Origin of the sequence: Vibrio sp. LaRot3, assembly GCF_027587025.1 — a bacterium.
GTDB lineage: Bacteria > Pseudomonadota > Gammaproteobacteria > Enterobacterales > Vibrionaceae > Vibrio.
Map to the genome: position 1 here is coordinate 57956 of NZ_JAPPTI010000003.1, position 17344 is coordinate 75299.

Annotated in this window: 15 protein-coding genes; all 15 read left to right on the forward strand. The window is 44.3% G+C overall.

Annotated elements, in window-relative coordinates:
• The 15 genes from OH461_RS09230 (at window position 1) to OH461_RS09300 (ending at window position 17332) form a co-directional block, all read left to right on the forward strand.
• Entirely contained in the window at window positions 1-1221 is a 1221-nt protein-coding gene (locus OH461_RS09230) for a type II secretion system F family protein (protein WP_270020347.1), read from the forward strand.
• A 75-nt stretch (window positions 1222-1296) separates the two neighbouring features.
• Window positions 1297-1695 carry an MSHA biogenesis protein MshF gene (locus OH461_RS09235; RefSeq protein ID WP_270020348.1) on the forward strand — a complete coding sequence of 133 codons (399 nt, stop codon included), beginning with the start codon at window positions 1297-1299 and terminating at the stop codon, window positions 1693-1695.
• Between the two features lie 69 nt (window positions 1696-1764).
• Window positions 1765-2340 (forward strand): prepilin-type N-terminal cleavage/methylation domain-containing protein, encoded by a 576-nt coding sequence (locus OH461_RS09240; RefSeq protein ID WP_270020349.1) that lies wholly within the window; start codon window positions 1765-1767, stop codon window positions 2338-2340.
• A gap of 36 nt (window positions 2341-2376) precedes the next feature.
• Window positions 2377-2868: a type II secretion system protein gene (locus OH461_RS09245; RefSeq protein WP_270020350.1), complete on the forward strand. Its 492-nt coding sequence runs from the start codon at window positions 2377-2379 to the stop codon at window positions 2866-2868.
• Between the two features lie 125 nt (window positions 2869-2993).
• The gene (locus tag OH461_RS09250; protein WP_270020351.1) at window positions 2994-3461 is read left to right on the forward strand and encodes a type II secretion system protein; all 468 of its coding nucleotides are present in this window, start codon (window positions 2994-2996) and stop codon (window positions 3459-3461) included.
• Entirely contained in the window at window positions 3458-4030 is a 573-nt protein-coding gene (locus OH461_RS09255) for a type II secretion system protein (RefSeq protein WP_333482221.1), read from the forward strand. Before OH461_RS09250 ends, OH461_RS09255 begins: the two co-directional genes overlap by 4 nt.
• Complete coding sequence (locus OH461_RS09260; RefSeq protein WP_270020352.1) at window positions 4030-4809, forward strand: PilW family protein; 780 nt, start codon at window positions 4030-4032, stop codon at window positions 4807-4809. Before OH461_RS09255 ends, OH461_RS09260 begins: the two co-directional genes overlap by 1 nt.
• The gene (locus OH461_RS09265) at window positions 4799-5245 is read left to right on the forward strand and encodes an MSHA biogenesis protein MshP (protein ID WP_270020353.1); all 447 of its coding nucleotides are present in this window, start codon (window positions 4799-4801) and stop codon (window positions 5243-5245) included. The genes OH461_RS09260 and OH461_RS09265 overlap by 11 nt, the downstream gene beginning before the upstream one ends.
• Window positions 5242-8754: a DUF6701 domain-containing protein gene (locus tag OH461_RS09270; protein WP_270020354.1), complete on the forward strand. Its 3513-nt coding sequence runs from the start codon at window positions 5242-5244 to the stop codon at window positions 8752-8754. Before OH461_RS09265 ends, OH461_RS09270 begins: the two co-directional genes overlap by 4 nt.
• Before the next feature lie 166 nt (window positions 8755-8920).
• Window positions 8921-9964: a rod shape-determining protein gene (locus OH461_RS09275; protein WP_260261513.1), complete on the forward strand. Its 1044-nt coding sequence runs from the start codon at window positions 8921-8923 to the stop codon at window positions 9962-9964.
• Between the two features lie 69 nt (window positions 9965-10033).
• Window positions 10034-10921, forward strand: a complete 888-nt coding sequence (mreC, locus tag OH461_RS09280; RefSeq protein WP_270020355.1) for a rod shape-determining protein MreC — start codon at window positions 10034-10036, stop codon at window positions 10919-10921.
• The gene (gene mreD, locus OH461_RS09285; RefSeq protein WP_270020356.1) at window positions 10911-11399 is read left to right on the forward strand and encodes a rod shape-determining protein MreD; all 489 of its coding nucleotides are present in this window, start codon (window positions 10911-10913) and stop codon (window positions 11397-11399) included. The genes mreC and mreD overlap by 11 nt, the downstream gene beginning before the upstream one ends.
• Window positions 11400-11401: 2 nt before the next feature.
• Entirely contained in the window at window positions 11402-11962 is a 561-nt protein-coding gene (locus OH461_RS09290) for a Maf family protein (RefSeq protein ID WP_270020357.1), read from the forward strand.
• A 20-nt stretch (window positions 11963-11982) separates the two neighbouring features.
• On the forward strand, window positions 11983-13452 hold the full coding sequence (gene rng / locus OH461_RS09295) for a ribonuclease G (protein WP_270020358.1): 1470 nt from the start codon (window positions 11983-11985) through the stop codon (window positions 13450-13452).
• Window positions 13453-13459: 7 nt separating this feature from the next.
• Complete coding sequence (locus tag OH461_RS09300; RefSeq protein WP_270020359.1) at window positions 13460-17332, forward strand: YhdP family protein; 3873 nt, start codon at window positions 13460-13462, stop codon at window positions 17330-17332.
• The last annotated feature ends 12 nt before the right edge of the window (window positions 17333-17344 follow it).

A 17344-nucleotide genomic window follows, 5' to 3' on the forward strand; every position in this document is an offset into this window, starting at 1 on the left:
ATGTCGGTATTTAACTATCAAGGACGTAACCTAGACGGTAGCAAAGTGACGGGTCAGGTTGAGGCTGCCACCGCTGAGCTTGCGGCTGAATCTTTGATGGCTAAAGGCGTTATTCCGTTAGAAATTAAAGAAGGGAGTAGCGGCTCAGCATTAAATGTTGATTTAAAAAGCTTGTTTACTCCAGCCGTACCGTTAGAAGTCTTGGTGATTTTCTGTCGTCAAATGTTCAGCTTGACCAAAGCGGGCGTGCCTTTATTACGCTCAATGAAAGGCTTAACGCAAAATTGCGCCAACAAACAACTCAAAGAAGCACTGGAAGATGTCACGAATGAGCTGACCAATGGTCGCAGCTTATCGGCCGCTATGCAGTTGCACCCTAAAGTATTTAGCCCGCTGTTTGTCTCTATGTTGAGTGTGGGTGAAAACACCGGTCGTTTAGATGAAGCCTTACTGCAGCTTGCTAACTATTACGAACAAGAGCTTGAAACCCGTAAACGTATTAAAACGGCGATGCGTTACCCAACGTTTGTGATCAGTTTCATTGTGATAGCCTTGTTCATTTTGAACGTTAAAGTAATACCGCAATTTTCCAGTATGTTTGCTCGTTTTGGTGTCGAGCTTCCTTTACCTACACGTATCTTGATGGCGACATCGAACTTTTTCGTCAATTACTGGGGCTTAATGTTGGCCTTGATAATCGGTGCTTTGTTTGCTTTTCGCGCTTGGCGACAAACCGCACAAGGACGGGAAAAATGGGATAAGTTTCGTTTGCGTATGCCTGTTGTGGGGAGTGTGGTGAATCGAGCGCAAATGGCGCGCTTTGCTCGCACTTTCGCGCTGATGCTAAAAGCAGGCGTGCCGTTAAACCAATCACTTGCTCTATCGGCTGAAGCTTTGGATAACAAGTTCTTAGAAGCGCGCTTATTGGAGATGAAGTCGTCAATTGAAGCCGGCGGCACCATATCAAGTACCGCGATTAATAGCGGTATCTTCACCTCTTTGGTTATTCAGATGATTTCGGTCGGTGAAGAAACGGGTCGAATTGATGAGTTGTTGCTCGAAGTCGCAGACTTTTATGATCGAGAAGTGGATTATGACCTTAAGACATTAACAGCCCGAATTGAGCCAATATTGCTAGTGATTGTTGCTGGTATGGTTCTTATCTTAGCGCTAGGTATCTTCTTACCTATGTGGGGCATGTTGGACGCGATTAAGGGCTAGCGCATGGCGAGCAATTTAGAACGTTCTCGCTGGACAATTTGGTTATTAGTTGTTTTGGTATTGGTCCTCGCCTTTATGCTGTTCTGGAAAGATATTGAGCAAGAGGCGAGCGATACAGCTTTGGCACTTGTAAGCAAGCGGCTTGTTGATCGTGCGAGTTATTTTAAACAGCAATGGCTACTTGCGAAACAGCCAGAAGCATTAACTATAGAAGGCAAGCAGATCGTTTATACCCATTCAGGTTGGGTTAAACCGATCAATAATGCGCAACAAGTTGATTGTGAGTTTTGGTTAGACGTGCTTTATCAAGAAAAGCGTGTTTTTGAATCTTTACCGGAAAAAATCACAAATAACTCAGAGGGCTCTGATTATCGTTGTGAGTACTTTTATAGTAGAGGGCATGCTTTAAGTATGGAACTAAAGCAGGATAAATTCTCGGTTGGCGTCAGCTTTTCGTCAGGTTATGTTTTTTGACGCAAGTCGGCTAGTAATATTGTATTAGACGCGTATAATACGTTGTACTAAAAAGCGGGTTGAAGAATTATGAATAATAAACAAGCTGGTTTCTCATTAGTTGAACTTGTGGTAGTGATTGTCGTGGTCGGTTTATTGGCGGTTGCCGCTTTGCCGCGCTTTCTTGATGTGACTGATGAAGCAAAAAAAGCCAGTATTGAAGGCGTTGCGGGTGGTTTCGCAACTGGCGTTCTTTCCGCAAGAGCTCAGTGGGAGGCAGAAGCTCGCCCATCAGAGACAATAGATAATGAACGTTATAACTTCGTCAATTACGACGGAGTGGACTTTTGGTTGACTCGTTCTGAAAGCGCGAACGGAAACTCTACGGGTTTTCGTGATGGTTACCCTTATGCGCTGAAACAAGGAAATGTTGGTTTTCCGAGTGACTTAACGCATGAAAGCTGTGTTTCTTTGATGGAGAACTTGCTTCAGAATCCACCAAAAGTTGATACTGTTGACAACGCAAAAAATGACAAAAACGTCAAATATACCGCTCAAGCGGATGTTAGCTCAGATTCTTGCATTTACATTCAGCAAGAAGGTGGCACTCAGCATCAGTTTGAGTATGAACTCAAAACCGGTCGTGTGACCGTAACCTTGCAGTAAAACTGCGATAATATTAAACATAGAGAGATTGATACTATGAAAAGACAAGGCGGTTTCACCCTGATCGAACTAGTGGTGGTAATTGTTATTCTGGGTATTCTTGCAGTAACTGCAGCACCACGTTTCCTTAACCTACAAGATGATGCTCGTAATGCTACTCTTGAAGGTTTAGCTGGTGCAGTTCAAGGTGCTTCATCGATGATTTATGGTAAAGCAGCTATTGCTGGTGAAGAGTCAAATGCTGGACCAGTAGCTGTTAGCTCAGGTGTTGGTAGTGGCAATATTAATACTGTTTATGGTTACCCTGAAGCTACATCTTCAGCTATTTCAGCTATCGTTCAAGGTCTAGAAAGCGGCGGTGATTTTGTGTTTATCGAAGACGTTGCAAACTCTACTCCAAAAGCAATTACATTTGGTATTCCTGCTTACACAACATCTTGTGTTCAATACACGCAGGCAGATGCTAACAACCCAGCGAGAGTCTCAGTTGTCGATAATACTGGCAACATCTGTGATAGCTCTCAATAATCATTTTAAAAGGCCAGCTAAGCTGGCCTTTTTTCTACCCCGTCTCAAAAATCCCTACTATTCAAACCTTTTGCATAAATATTACGGTATACTGCTAAAGTTTACTTTCATCTGGCGAAGGTAGAATGACTTTCCAAAAATCCCAAGGTTTCACATTGGTCGAACTGATTGTCGTGATCATTTTGTTGGCCATCGTTTCTGTATATGCTGCGAGCCGCTATATCGGCGTCGGTAGCTTCTCTGCGTTTGCAATTCAAGAAAATGCCATTTCTGTTATTAGGCAGGTTCAGTTGACTCGAATGCAATCCAACTCTGATGTAACAGCTGCTCTCAATGAGCTGACGCTTGAAATCAGCGCCGATTGCATAGGTTCTACATTGGCGTGCTCTGAACGCTCTGACATGTCGAGCAATTGGGTCAGTGATGATAATGTCGTGTTCTCATCGGCACTATCTCAAGTACAATTTGATTTGTTAGGTAATCCGAACATTACCTCTGCGCTTGAAATTACGATAAGTGATAAAACCGGTGCAAGTTCAACGTCTGTTACGATTTGTCCCAATGGCCTTATCTCTAGCTCGGGGTGCTTATGATAAAACGCCCACATGGTTTTACCTTAATTGAAAGTATTATCGTTATTGTGGTGATGGGTATCGCAATGCTGACGATTGTCTACTTTCTTTCTCCGCAAATTACACGCTCTGCCGATCCTCATTATCAATCTCGCGCTTCGGCGCTAGGACAAAGTGTGATGGGGCAAATTTTGTCGCGCAACTTTGATGAGCAGAATAACCAGCTCGGCGGTGATAGTCGCTGTGATTCAATATCATGCAGTGGATTTACCTCTACTCCTCTTGGGCCTGATGGTACGGAGACGCCAAGTCAATACGATGATGTGGATGACTATATTGGCTGTTGGACGACTTCAACACCGCTTGGAGCATGCAAGGATTTAAACTTGCTTTTGACCGACTCTGGAAAAGAGAGCAGTTATCATAACTTTGATATGACAGTGGATGTGGTTTACTTCGGAAGTTGTACGCCAGATAACCTCGCACCGTGCAGTAACTCCAATGCAAAAATGCTGAAACGAATCGATATGACCATTACTGCCGGTAGCCAACCGCCATTCACCTTAACTGCCTATAGAGGAAACTACTAATGAAGCAACGTGGTTTCACTTTAATTGAAATGGTGCTGACCATCATTGTCGGCGGTATTTTGGTGTTGGGTATTGCAGGTTTTGTTGAGTTGGGTACTCAGGGCTATGCGACCACAGTGGATCGCCAACGTTTACAAACTCAAGCCAAGTTTGTGATGGAAAAGTTGACGCGAGAGGTTCGTCACGCGGTACCAAATGTGTTTGTTGATTATGGTACTAACCAGCGTTGTATTTCTTTTTACCCGATTGTCGAGTCGGGGTTCTACAGTGTTTCAGGTGCAGATATTCAATTTATCGTTGGTAACCTAAGTGCGTCAGTAAGTTCGTTGGATGGATTAACATTACTGATTAACCCAACTGAACAGTTAAATGACAATCAGAATTTATCAGTGCTGAACAACAGTTTTGCTCTCACTCCAACCAGCGTTGACACATTGACGATTTCAGGCGCAGTTGGATCAACCTTTGTGTTGCCTAATCAGGCGAACAATTTGGTCGGTGGTTCAGTGGTTAACCGCCATTATATTACCGATGGTAATCGCCAAATTACCTATTGTGTCAGTACCGATAACCGAGTTGTGCGTGGTGAAGGTAACACTGCCGTGTCAGCGGATATGGCTCCGTTGACTGATGCCGCTTGGGTGAGTGTTAGTGGTGCCATCAGTTATCAGCCAGCAAACGTGCAATACAATGGTGTCGTTCATGCTGACTTGCAGTTCAGTCAGAACGATGAGTTGACTCATTTCCAACAAGATGTACAGGTGCTGAATGTCCCATAATCGAAATCGACAATTAGGCAGCTTATATGTTGTGGTGATTTTTGTCCTCGTAGTGATGGGCTTTCTCGCTACGACGCTAACTCGAATTGAGTTCTCCAATACCGATGCTCATGTGAAAGAGTTACTCGGCACGCAAGCGTGGATGCTCGCTCAAGCCGTTAATGAAGAAGCGCTGACAATTGTTTATCCATTGAATAGTCCAAGTAGTGCGATTGCAGCAAATTGTTCCAATACGATGGCGATTGATACCGTTGTCGATAGTGCAAATAACTTCCACTCAGTGGCTAATTGCAAGCTAGTGCGAGCGAGCTGTGAGCCAGTGGGGACGCTTGCTGAGATGAATTATTTCAAACTCACAGCAAAAGTGAGCTGTGGCAGTGAAAAAAGTTTGGTCGAACGCTCAGAAGAGATCTGGGTTAGGGAGTCTATAGAATGAAACAGATATTATGGATGCTGGTTCTGTCTCTCGTTAGTTTTTCTAGTTGGGCAGATGATGACGAAATTCGTACTTGTAATGTCAAACTGAATAAAGATTTTTCCATATTTGTTGATTATGGTGAAGTCGGTTCTTTGTCAACGCAAGATGCCGATGACGACGATGATGATGATTTTGAAGAGGAAGTCCTTTATATCACGACTCGTGATAGTAAGAAGCCAATTAAACTTTGGTCAAATGATGACGATGAAAAAGATGCCATCTTCTATGACCCTCGTATCGATGATGATAAGCATGCTGAGATTCGCATTGATTTCGCATACAACAGCCACCAATCTCAAAGTTACATTGGAGAATTTACTTATTACTTAAAACAAAGTGGTAAGTGGGTAGAGCAGTCACGTTCTTCTCAAGTGATTAATATTGGTACAAAGAAAGCTCAAGCCCTAATAGAGAATGATGACGATCGAGATGAGTTACATAATTTAAGATGTGATAGTAATCCTGTTGAGCCTGTCGATCCGCCAGTATTTTCATTAGATATCTGTCCTTATGTGCCAAATACAGTACAAACTAACAATGTTTACCAAATAGATCCCAATGATCCTGATTCTGTGATTCCTCATGGTGCTCTGCAAGTTTCTCCGGGAAGTGGAAACTATGTTCAAGTGTCAGATTTTAAAGATGAATTTTTCTTAATTGCTCAAACGGGGACTCAGGACTGCCGTTTTCCTGATGGAACGTATGGTGACTGTAAAACTACCACAGATTTACCTGTTGAGAATTTTCCTCCAACATTAGTTTGGGCGCCTACCAGTGAAGGATCTGACAAATCCTGTGAAGACGGAAAAGAGTATAACTGTCGATTAAAACCTGGAACGTATAAAGATGTGACGGTTAAAGAAGACAAAACTTTAACATTGGAAGGTGGGGTGTATTATTTCAAAACTCTTAAGTTTGCCGAAGAGAATGTAGCCTTAGAAATCCTTGGTCCTACAGAAATACATTACAAATATATACATTTCGAAAAATCAGGTGTGAAGATCAATGCTGGCTCAAATAAACGCCCAAGTGAAGATTTGTTGATTCTAGGTCACGGAAAATATTCGCATTTCTATCCTAAGAATGATGCAGATAATATTACTATCAATGGTTACGTGTACGTAGATCATCTTGCAGAAAGCGATGATAACGGGTTTAACTTTTCAGCAGAGAATAACAATATAGTCGGTGGTGTAACCGCTCACTCTATTGCATTGAGTGGTCGTAATAATACTATTCAAGCGAGCAATAAGCTGAACTGTTTTGAACCTCTTAAACCCAAAATTGCTTCAATTAACATTGTGCCCAACAATTTCCATTTAACGTGTGAAGATACTAAGAAAGTCTATGTGGAAGTGTTTGATAAAGATGGCCAAAAAATCACAGATGTTGGCGACGATAGAGTTTCTCTAAGCTCGAAAGTTTCCGGTGCTCTCTCATTTACTTATGTTGGGTTTGATCAAACTAACGGTCGCTTTGAATTTAATTTAGGCACAAAGAGTAATCATAACTACGAGGCCGTTGCGGTAGAGGCTCACGTTGTTGCTGATTCATCGATTAAAGACACGAGCGATGTAGTATTTGTACCATTAAAGTTTGACGTTAATGGTGGTGACGAAAAACAGCTCATTGCAGGAAAAAGCGAAGGTATTATCATAAATACTTTAGCTTGTTCTTCAGATGGTACTAAATTAACAGGCAACTATAGCAAAACACTGACTCAAGCCAACTTGGTGAACAAGACCTTCAATCCCGGAGCTTGGTCTGATAGCCAAGGGGATCTGACCTTCCTTGCCAATGGTAATAATTGGGCAAATGGTAGTGTGCTCGCTTCGGTTCAGTTTAATGATGCAGGCCAATATACTGGCGAATTAATTGATACTATATCTTGTGATGATTTTGGGGCTAATGTTCAAGATTGCCCATCAGGTCAAACACAGACCATTAAAGGTGAATTAAAGTTCAAAGCTCGGCCTTGGACATTTGCGATATGTGACTACGCGAGCAATTCAGGAGGCGATGCGAGTGGAGGCGATGCTTTCTTACAAGCTGGTAAGGAGTTTGATTTAACCGTAAAACCTGTAATCTATAGTTCTTCATTGGATAGCTACCGCTTAACGCAAAAAGCAAAAGCGGATGAGTTTTGCAAATTGCCAGTGACGGATAATTTCTTTAAAAACGATCCAACGTACAATTCTAAAGTCGTGCTTTCGCACAGTGTGGCTACTCCTCTTAGTTCGGATGGCGGCAAAGATGGTTCGTTAAGTTACGCTGGCGCGCAAAACAATTATGCGGGAACGTCATCCATTCCACTTAGTGATATCTCGGTAACAGAGGTGGGCAGTTTTAACTTTGCTGCGAGTGGAAACGATACTAGTTTTTATGCGGGCATACTGGGTGGCATCGATATTGGTCAACGAGAGATTGGCCGCTTTTACCCTAGCCGTTTTTCCATTACTGCATCGTCTTTCCAAGGAGAGTCTCAGCAGGAATACATTGCGTACATGGGGCAAGAGTTTTTCTTAACTCAAATAATGGTTGGTGCGTATGCATTTGATAGTACGTCTGTTTTGCACAACTACCACTTGTTTGCCCCAGAACTACAGGCATTATTTGCCGCTAAAGGTGACTCTGTTGTGAACAATGAGCTTCGTTTCTCCGCTGACTTGTCGGCTATTAAATGGTCAGCTCCTGAACCTGCGACAGGTATTGATTCATACTGGATTTTGAATGATTTAGACGCGCAGGTGACCCGCTCTTTAGTCAAAACAGAGACTGTGAGTGGCAAAAAAGTCATGTTCACCATGCCAAACGGCCCATTTAACTATGGTAGTGGCACAACGACGACTGATTTTGGTTTTACCATCAGCGGAAGCGATCCAGTCTCGTTCTCTGATTCGTCTGTATTATTGGAGCAAGCCTTCCCAACTCAGCCAACGGTGCGCTATGGCCGTATGGTAATGGGAAGCTCTGGAGGCACATCTGAGCATACTCTTAATGTGCCTTTAAGAGTGGAATATTGGGATGGTTCAGCCTTTATCGTTAATGATGACGATGATCTTTCAAAACTCTCATCGAATGCGAGTCACGTGTGTAAACAGATACTTTGGCAAGATGATGAAGACTCAGGCTCTGACAGTGCGCTATCGGGTGTATCTTCAGTGCAAAGTGTTTCCTCAGGCCTTTATCAAGGCTTGCAAGCGACGCCAAATAGCTCAAATGAGCGTGAGCAAGCCCGTTTTTGGATCATGCTTGATGATACCGCGACAACGCCCGTTGAACATACCTCACCGCAGCGATTAATAACAGATGTTGATTGCGGCGCTTCAGGGCTTAATCAGCCTTGGTTGCAATACAACTGGCGAGGTCAAGGGGACGAAGATCCATCCACAGTTGCAACGTTTGGAATTTTCCGTGGCAACGATAAAGTGATCTTTAGGGCGGAACCTAACTTAGTTGGGAACTAATTTATCGGACCAATAAAATTGTCAAAAACCTGCGCTACGTAAGGAAACTGTTAGAAATTGCGGGTTTCACTCCATCTTTATAAGACAATGCCTTGCTGTGATGGCAAGGCATTGGTACATTTAGAACAATTTTTATCTTCTAATTCTTTCAGGACGAACGAAGAACATGTTCAAGAAACTTCGTGGCATTTTTTCTAATGACCTATCAATCGATTTAGGTACAGCCAACACTCTTATTTATGTCAAAGGACAAGGTATTGTTCTTGATGAGCCATCCGTAGTTGCTATTCGACAAGATCGTAAAAGCGCAGGCAAAAGCGTTGCAGCCGTAGGCCATGCAGCAAAACAGATGCTAGGTCGTACTCCAGGTAATATCTCTGCTATTCGTCCAATGAAAGATGGCGTAATTGCTGATTTCTACGTGACAGAAAAAATGTTGCAGCACTTTATCAAACAAGTGCATGACAACAGCGTTCTAAAACCAAGCCCACGTGTTCTTGTTTGTGTACCTTGTGGTTCAACGCAAGTTGAGCGTCGTGCGATTCGTGAATCTGCACTAGGCGCAGGTGCTCGCGAAGTTTACCTTATCGATGAGCCAATGGCGGCAGCGATTGGTGCAGGTCTGCGCGTATCTGAGCCGACAGGTTCAATGGTGGTCGATATCGGTGGTGGTACTACAGAAGTTGCCGTTATCTCGCTAAACGGTGTGGTTTACTCTTCTTCAGTACGTATCGGTGGTGATCGTTTTGATGAAGCGATCATTAACTACGTTCGTCGTAACTACGGTAGCTTGATTGGTGAAGCGACAGCAGAGAAGATCAAACATGAAATCGGTTCTGCTTACCCAGGTGATGACGTAGAAGAGATCGAAGTTCGTGGTCGTAACCTTGCTGAAGGTGTGCCGCGTAGCTTTAGTCTAAACTCAAATGAGATTCTAGAAGCGCTACAAGAGCCGCTAACGGGTATTGTTTCTGCTGTGATGGTTGCACTAGAGCAATGTCCACCAGAACTGGCTTCTGACATCTCAGAGAACGGTATGGTTCTAACTGGTGGTGGTGCACTACTGAAAGATCTAGACCGTCTATTGACAGAAGAAACGGGTATTCCAGTTGTTATCGCTGAAGATCCACTAACGTGTGTGGCTCGTGGTGGCGGTAAAGCTCTTGAAATGATCGACATGCATGGTGGCGATCTATTTAGCGAAGAATAATCGCATAGGCTTAAGCCCATATAAGTAAAGCTTAAGCAGTAAAAGAAAGATTAAAGGAACTCACAATCCATGAAGCCGATTTTTGGCCGAGGACCTTCACTTCAATTACGCCTATTTTTCGCCGTGATTCTATCAGCCAGCCTTATGCTGGCTGATAGTCGTTTAGGTGCCTTCGCTCAAGTACGCTATTTGTTAAACAGCGTCGTGGCTCCAATTCAATACGTGGCTGATCTACCAAGGGTTATGTTTGATGGGGTTTACGAGCGTTTTAGCGTGCGACAAGATGCGATGGAGAGTAGTCGTGTTCTTAAACGAGAAGTGCTGCGTTTAAAAAACGATTTATTGCTGCTCGATCAATATCGAGAGGAAAACCAACGCCTGCGTAAACTGCTGGGTTCATCTTTCGTCCGTGATGAACGTAAAGTGGTGACCGAGGTGATGGCTGTCGATACCTCCCCTTATCGCCATCAAGTGGTGATTGATAAAGGACAGATTGACGGTGTTTACGTTGGTCAGCCTGTCGCGAATGAAAAAGGGATTGTTGGACAAGTTACCTTTGTTTCCGCGCATAACAGTCGAGTACTGCTGTTAACGGATGCCAATAGTGCCATTCCGGTGCAAGTGATTCGTAACGATATCCGAGTGATTGCTTCTGGCAACGGCAAAGTCGATCGTATTCATCTGGATCACATTCCAATCAGCACTGATATCCGAGAAGGAGACCTACTGGTGACTTCCGGGCTTGGCGGTGTGTACCCTGAAGGTTACCCAGTGGCACATATTGCAAAAGTAGAGCGTGACAGTCAGCGCGAGTTTGCGGTGATTGAGGCCGACCCAGTGGTAGATTTTGAACGACTTCGCTACTTGCTATTGATTTGGCCAAGTGACTCTCGCCAAGAAAAAGTTCAGCAGGTCAGCCCTGAAGGAATGATAGAAGGATCAAGCGATGGGCAATAGTGTGTTTAAAGGCAAGATGGTGTTGTTTGCCTCGTTTGTTATTGCTCTCACGTTACAAACGATCCCGTGGCCGGGTGTGCTCGATCTTCTGCGTCCATCTTGGTTGTTGCTGGTCACCTGTTATTGGGTGTTGGCGTTACCAAATCGCGTTAACGTCGGTACAGCGTTAGTGCTTGGTCTGTTGTGGGATCTTCTTTTAGGTTCTACATTAGGTATTCGTGGCATGATGATGTCGATAGTCATCTATATTGTCGCGCTTAACTTCCTTGTTATACGTAACATGGCGTTATGGCAGCAAGCGATAGTGATAGGTGTCATGTCGGTTGCTTTAGAAGTGATGATTTTCTTTGGCGAATATCTAATTCAAGACATTACATTTAACCCAATGTCATTGTGGAGTGGTTTAATTAACTGCGTGCTATGGCCTTGGATGTTCCTACTGATGCGTCGCGTTCGTCGTCATTGGCATGTGAGGTAAAGATGACAAAGCCTTTGGTATTGGCGTCTGGTTCGCCGCGTCGTAAAGAGTTGTTAGAACAACTGGGCTATCAATTTTCGATTGTTCGTCCAGATGTTGAAGAACAAATGCAGCCACATGAAACGCCTAGCGTTTATGTGGCCCGCTTATCGCAAGATAAAGCAATGGCTGGGGTAAAGCTTGCACCTCAGTCGATTGTTGTTGGGTCAGATACGATTGTTGTTTGCGATGATCGTGTATTAGAAAAACCACAAGATTTGGCCCACTCAAAACAAATGCTTAGCCAACTGTCTGGCCGTGCTCATCAAGTCATGACCGCGGTAACAGTGGCAACAGAAGAACAGCAAAAAACGGTAGTGGTAACTACCGACGTATGGTTTAAGCCATTGTCAGAATTAGAAATTGAACAATATTGGCAAACAGGCGAACCATGCGATAAAGCTGGCAGTTATGGTATCCAAGGAATTGGAGGAAGGTTCGTTACTAGGATAGAAGGCAGTTATTACGCTGTTGTAGGCCTACCACTATTTGAAACTGACCAGCTCTTGCGCCAATTTTTATAATTTCAGATAGAGGTGCGCTCATGAGTGCAGAGTTGTTGATCAACGTGACCCCGAGTGAAACTCGTGTGGCAATGATCGAAGGGGGCGTCTTACAAGAAGTCCACGTAGAGCGAGAAGCGAAGCGCGGCATTGTAGGTAACATTTACAAAGGGAAAGTGAGTCGAGTACTTCCCGGAATGCAAGCTGCGTTTGTCGATATTGGATTAGACAAAGCGGCCTTTTTGCATGCCTCCGATATTGTTCCACATACCGAATGCGTTGCAGAAAATGAAAAGCAGCAATTCCAAGTTCGTGATATTTCTGAGCTGGTGCGCCAAGGTCAAGATATCGTGGTTCAAGTGGTGAAAGATCCGCTGGGCACAAAAGGGGCTCGCCTCACAACAGATATTACCCTGCCTTCTCGTTATCTTGTTTTCATGCCGGGTGCTAGCCATGTGGGTGTGTCACAGCGCATTGAAAGTGAAAAAGAACGTGAACGCTTAAAGAAAGTGGTCGCTCACTATTGCGACGAAGATGGTGGTTTTATTATCCGTACCGCAGCAGAAGGCGCGGATGAACAAGAGCTTTCTCAAGATGCCGCATTCTTAAAACGCTTATGGTCTAAAGTGAATGAGCGCCGCGCTAAGTACAAAACCAAGTCAACTCTATACGGTGAGTTAGGTTTATCGCAGCGTATTTTACGTGACTTCGTAGGCACTGAATTGACTAATATTATTGTCGATTCACGTTTGGAGTTTGAAAACCTCAAAGAGTTTACGTCGGAGTACGTACCAGAGCTGACTGAGAAGTTAGAGCTGTATGAAGGTGACAAACCTATTTTCGACATGTACGACACAGAGAACGAGATTCAACGTTCACTTGAGCGTAAGGTTGAGCTCAAATCTGGTGGTTATTTGATCATCGATCAGACTGAAGCGATGACAACGGTCGATATTAATACCGGAGCGTTTGTCGGTCGTCGTAATCTTGAAGAGACCATCTTCAATACCAATATCGAAGCCACTCAAGCGATCGCGCGTCAGCTTCGTTTGAGAAACTTGGGCGGTATCATCATTATCGACTTTATCGATATGATTTCTGAAGAGCACCGTAAACGTGTGGTGAGCTCATTAGAAGCAGCTTTGGCGAAAGATCGTGTAAAAACCAACATCAATGGGTTCACCAATCTTGGTTTAGTCGAGATGACTCGCAAACGTACGCGTGAAAGCATTGAACATGTGCTGTGTTCTACTTGTCCAACATGTGAAGGGCGCGGGAGCGTCAAAACAGTGGAAAGTGTCTGTTACGAAATTCTGCGCGAGATTACTCGTGTTAATCGTGCTTACGATGCAGACAAATTTGTGGTTTATGCTTCTCCAGCGGTGGCTGAGACTTTACATGGTGACGAGTCGCATGCATTGGCTGAACTAGAAGTCTTTATTGGTAAACAAGTGAAAATACAAGCAGAGCCGCTCTATATTCAAGAGCAGTTTGATGTGGTAATGATGTAAGGCGAGCATGAAGGTCGTTATTTCTCATTTTACCCAAGTGATCAAATGGGGATTGGTGAGTGCGTTGGTTCTATTGGCCATCGCAATCACCGCCTTGAGAGTCGCTTTACCTAATTTAAATCATTATCAAGCCGAGTTACTCACTTGGCTTAGTAAAGAAACGCAGTTTGAGCTTCAAGTCGAGTCTATCAGTGGCTTTTGGCGCAATACTCATCCCTCTATCTCTCTTGCGAATGTCGTCGTTCAGACCCCGAAAGCCAGCGGTATCGAATTTACGGCTCAAACGGTTGAGGTGGAATTTGATCTGTTCCAATCCCTTTCGCAACTGCAACCCGTGATTGCTGATCTTAATATTCATAACCTGAACTTAGATGTGCGCTCGATTAAGTGGGTCAAAGAGGATGGCGTTGAACAGTTAGCCCCTCAAGGTGAGCAGCAAAATGTGGTTCAGCAGATTGACCAATTGTTGCTTCGTCAGTTAGACCGATTTTCATTATATGATTCCACAGTTCATCTAACGGCAGTGAATGGTGATGAACGAACGCTTGATATCGCCCGTTTAAAATGGCAAAACCAAGGCCGCCGACATTTAGTTGATGGTGAAATTACGATTGCCGGCACACAACTCAATTCATTAGATGTTCAAGCCAACTTTGTTGACCATGGCTCACTGAAAGAAGTGAGTGGTGAATTTTATCTGGCGGCAGACAATGTGTTGGTAACCCCTTGGTTGACCAAATACCTGCAAAGTGAAACCGGGATTGAAAAAGGCCAAGTGAGCTTAAACAGTTGGCTGACTCTATCTCGAAGCAAGCCAATCAATGCGTATGTGGAAGTGCTGCCATCAGAGCTCACTTGGCAAGAAGGGCAAAAGCATGAGCTTGTCTTCGAGTCGGGAGTATTTGTTCTAGAGCCGAGCGACCAAGGTTGGCAAGTAAATGCTCACTCACTTAAGCTACTTACCGATAACAACCCATGGCCTGAATTTGATATGGCATTTAATTGGCAGCCAGAACAGTGGTTGCTTAATGTCTCTCAGCTGGATCTTGAGGCCATCTCGCCACTGATTAAGCTTGCACCAGAATCCAAGTCTTTGACTGATGTATTACAAAAGTTGCAACTTGGTGGTCAGCTAGAAGATATCCGCATTTCGATGGCGGATTCAGTCGAGTCTTTAAAATACTCGGCGACCTTGACGCAAGCGAGCATGCAGCAGTGGGAGCTATTGCCTGAACTGCATCATCTGCAAGCAACTGTTGTAGGCAATACTCAACAAGCCAAAGCGCAAGTCAGTTTGATTGATGATGTGTTGCCTTATGGTGATGTATTTCAAGCGCCACTGAACATTAAGCAAAGCCAAGTGGATATCGTTTGGCAAAATCTTGGTGAGCAAGGTTGGCGTTTATGGGCAGATAAAGTGACTGCCGCGACGCCCGATTTGCAGGTGTTGGGAGCATTTCGTCTAGATTTCCCGGTTGATAAAAGCCCATTCTTATCTTTTTACGCTGAAGCGGATTTGTATAACGCTGGCGAAACATGGCGCTATTTACCAACGTTAGCGCTTGGTTTAGAGCTTACGGATTACCTCTCCAGCGCCATTCAAGGTGGTAAGGTGAATACCGCTAAGTTGCTTTGGTATGGTGAGCTAGCTGACTTTCCTTATCGTAAGCACGATGGCATGTTCCAAGCTTGGGTAGGTTTGAAGAAAGCCAAGTTTAGTTTCGATACGGCATGGCCGCCAATCACCGATTTACAGCTCGATCTATTGTTTCAAAACGACGCCATGTATTTGGACTCGCGCAGCGCTAAGCTCATGGATGTCGATGCCAAACGTATTACGGGGCGAATCCCAGAGCTTGCTGAGAATGGCCATATTGAAATTGAAGCGACCGCAGTGGCGCAAGGTAATGCGGTGCGTGATTACATGACGGCTTCGCCACTGGTTGATTCGGTTGGTGCAGCCCTAACCACGATTCAAGTGCAAGGTGAAGTAAAGTCTGAGTTTAAACTTCATATCCCATTTGATGACTTCGATACCCGCGCATGGGGATACGCAGATCTCGCTCAAAACCAAGTCAATATAGAAACGCCGCCAATGGAGTTAGCGAAAGTTTCTGGTCGAATTGAATTTGATAATGATGTAGTCAAAGGTGCAGGCCTTGCCGCAGATCTTTTGTCTCAACCTATCTCGATTGACTTTAATGGTGAAAATGCCGGAAAAGGTTATTCAGTAGGCATTGATGTGTTAGGAGAATGGGCGGTTGAGCCGCTTGCTCCTTACGTTGGGCAGAAGTGGTTAGATCCTATAAGCGGTCACGTACCTTGGCAAACGAACGTTGATATTCAACTCAATGATATTGGCTTTACTTATCAAGTGGATGCATCGGCTGATTTGCAAATGCTGGCTAGCGATTACCCATATCCATTGGGGAAAAAAGCAGCGATGCGCAGTAAAGCCAGTATGCAAGCTTCAGGTAATCAAGAGAGCATTACCGCCCGTCTACAATTGCCAGATTTTAAGTATCAAGCTGAAATCGATATTGGCTCCGACATGCCAGTAATAAAAGCCACCAACCTTATTTTGGGTAAAGGCAGCTATAAAATCAGTCCGATCGTCGGCCATCAGTTACGTATTCGTGCCAAACAGTTTGATTTGGATGCTTGGTTAGAGGCATTAACGCCATCAAATGATGTGCAAACTTCAGCGCTAGCTAAGATGAACACGCCTACTATGCCTAAGCCTCAGCGTGTCGATATTAATGTTGATGAACTGAAATTGGCTAGCATTGATTGGAATGACGTTGCCTTTACGGCTAAGCGTAAAAATCTTGGCTGGCACATGAATGTCAGCAGTCAAGAAGTGGAAGGTGAGGCGAGTTACATCGAGCCTTATGATTTGAGTGTGAAACTCGAACGCCTGCATGTTTTCTTGCCTATGCTTGATGATGAGGCTCATAAAAACAAACGCTTATTTGAAGCGGACGAGCAAGATGCACCATTGATTTCAGAGTTTGACCGCGCATTTCACAAAAAAGTACCGAACGTGACGCTCGCGATTGATGATTTATGGGTTCAGGGCTACAAGCTTGGTCATGTCCTGCTTGATTTACAGCGTCAAGGAAAGCGCGTGGAGTGGAAACAGCTTTCCGTGAAAAGCGGTAGTAGCGAACTGGAAATGCAAGGTAGCTGGTTGCTTGATGGTGAGCGCAGCAAGACTAAGATGCAGCTAAATGTATCCGGTGAGAATAACAGTGAAGTGATGGAGCGATTTGGTATTTCATCAGGGGTACAAGAAGCGCCGTTTAAGATTAGCTCTAACCTAGAGTGGAATGGTGCGCCATGGTCAATGAAAGTAAATTCTCTTTCTGGTCAGGTTGATTCGCGCTTAGGCAAAGGGGTGATTTCCGATGTAAGTGGCGCAGCGAAGTTCCTTGGAATGTTCAGCCTTGATTCGATCATTCGTAAAATGCAGCTCGACTTCAGTGATGTATTCGACAAAGGGATGGCATTTAACTCCATTACAGGTAGCGGCGAAATTAAGAACGGTATTTTCGTTACCAATAACATCCAAATGGATGCAGTAGCTGGCGAAATGTCGATTAAAGGCCTCGCGAATTTGAACTCACGAACCGTTGATGCGGAAGTGAATTTTGTGCCGGATATTACTTCTGGCATCCCTGTATTGACTGCGTTTGCCGTGACACCACAAACAGCACTGTATGTCTTGGCGATCACAACGGTCATTTCTCCGGTGGTCGAAGTCTTCTCACAAGTGGATTATGAAGTGAAAGGACCGTTTGATTCTCCAGTGGTGAAAGAGCTATCTAGAAGCAAGGGCGAGTTTAAACTGCCGAAGAATTTGCGTGACGCGATAAAATAGCAAGGAGCACTC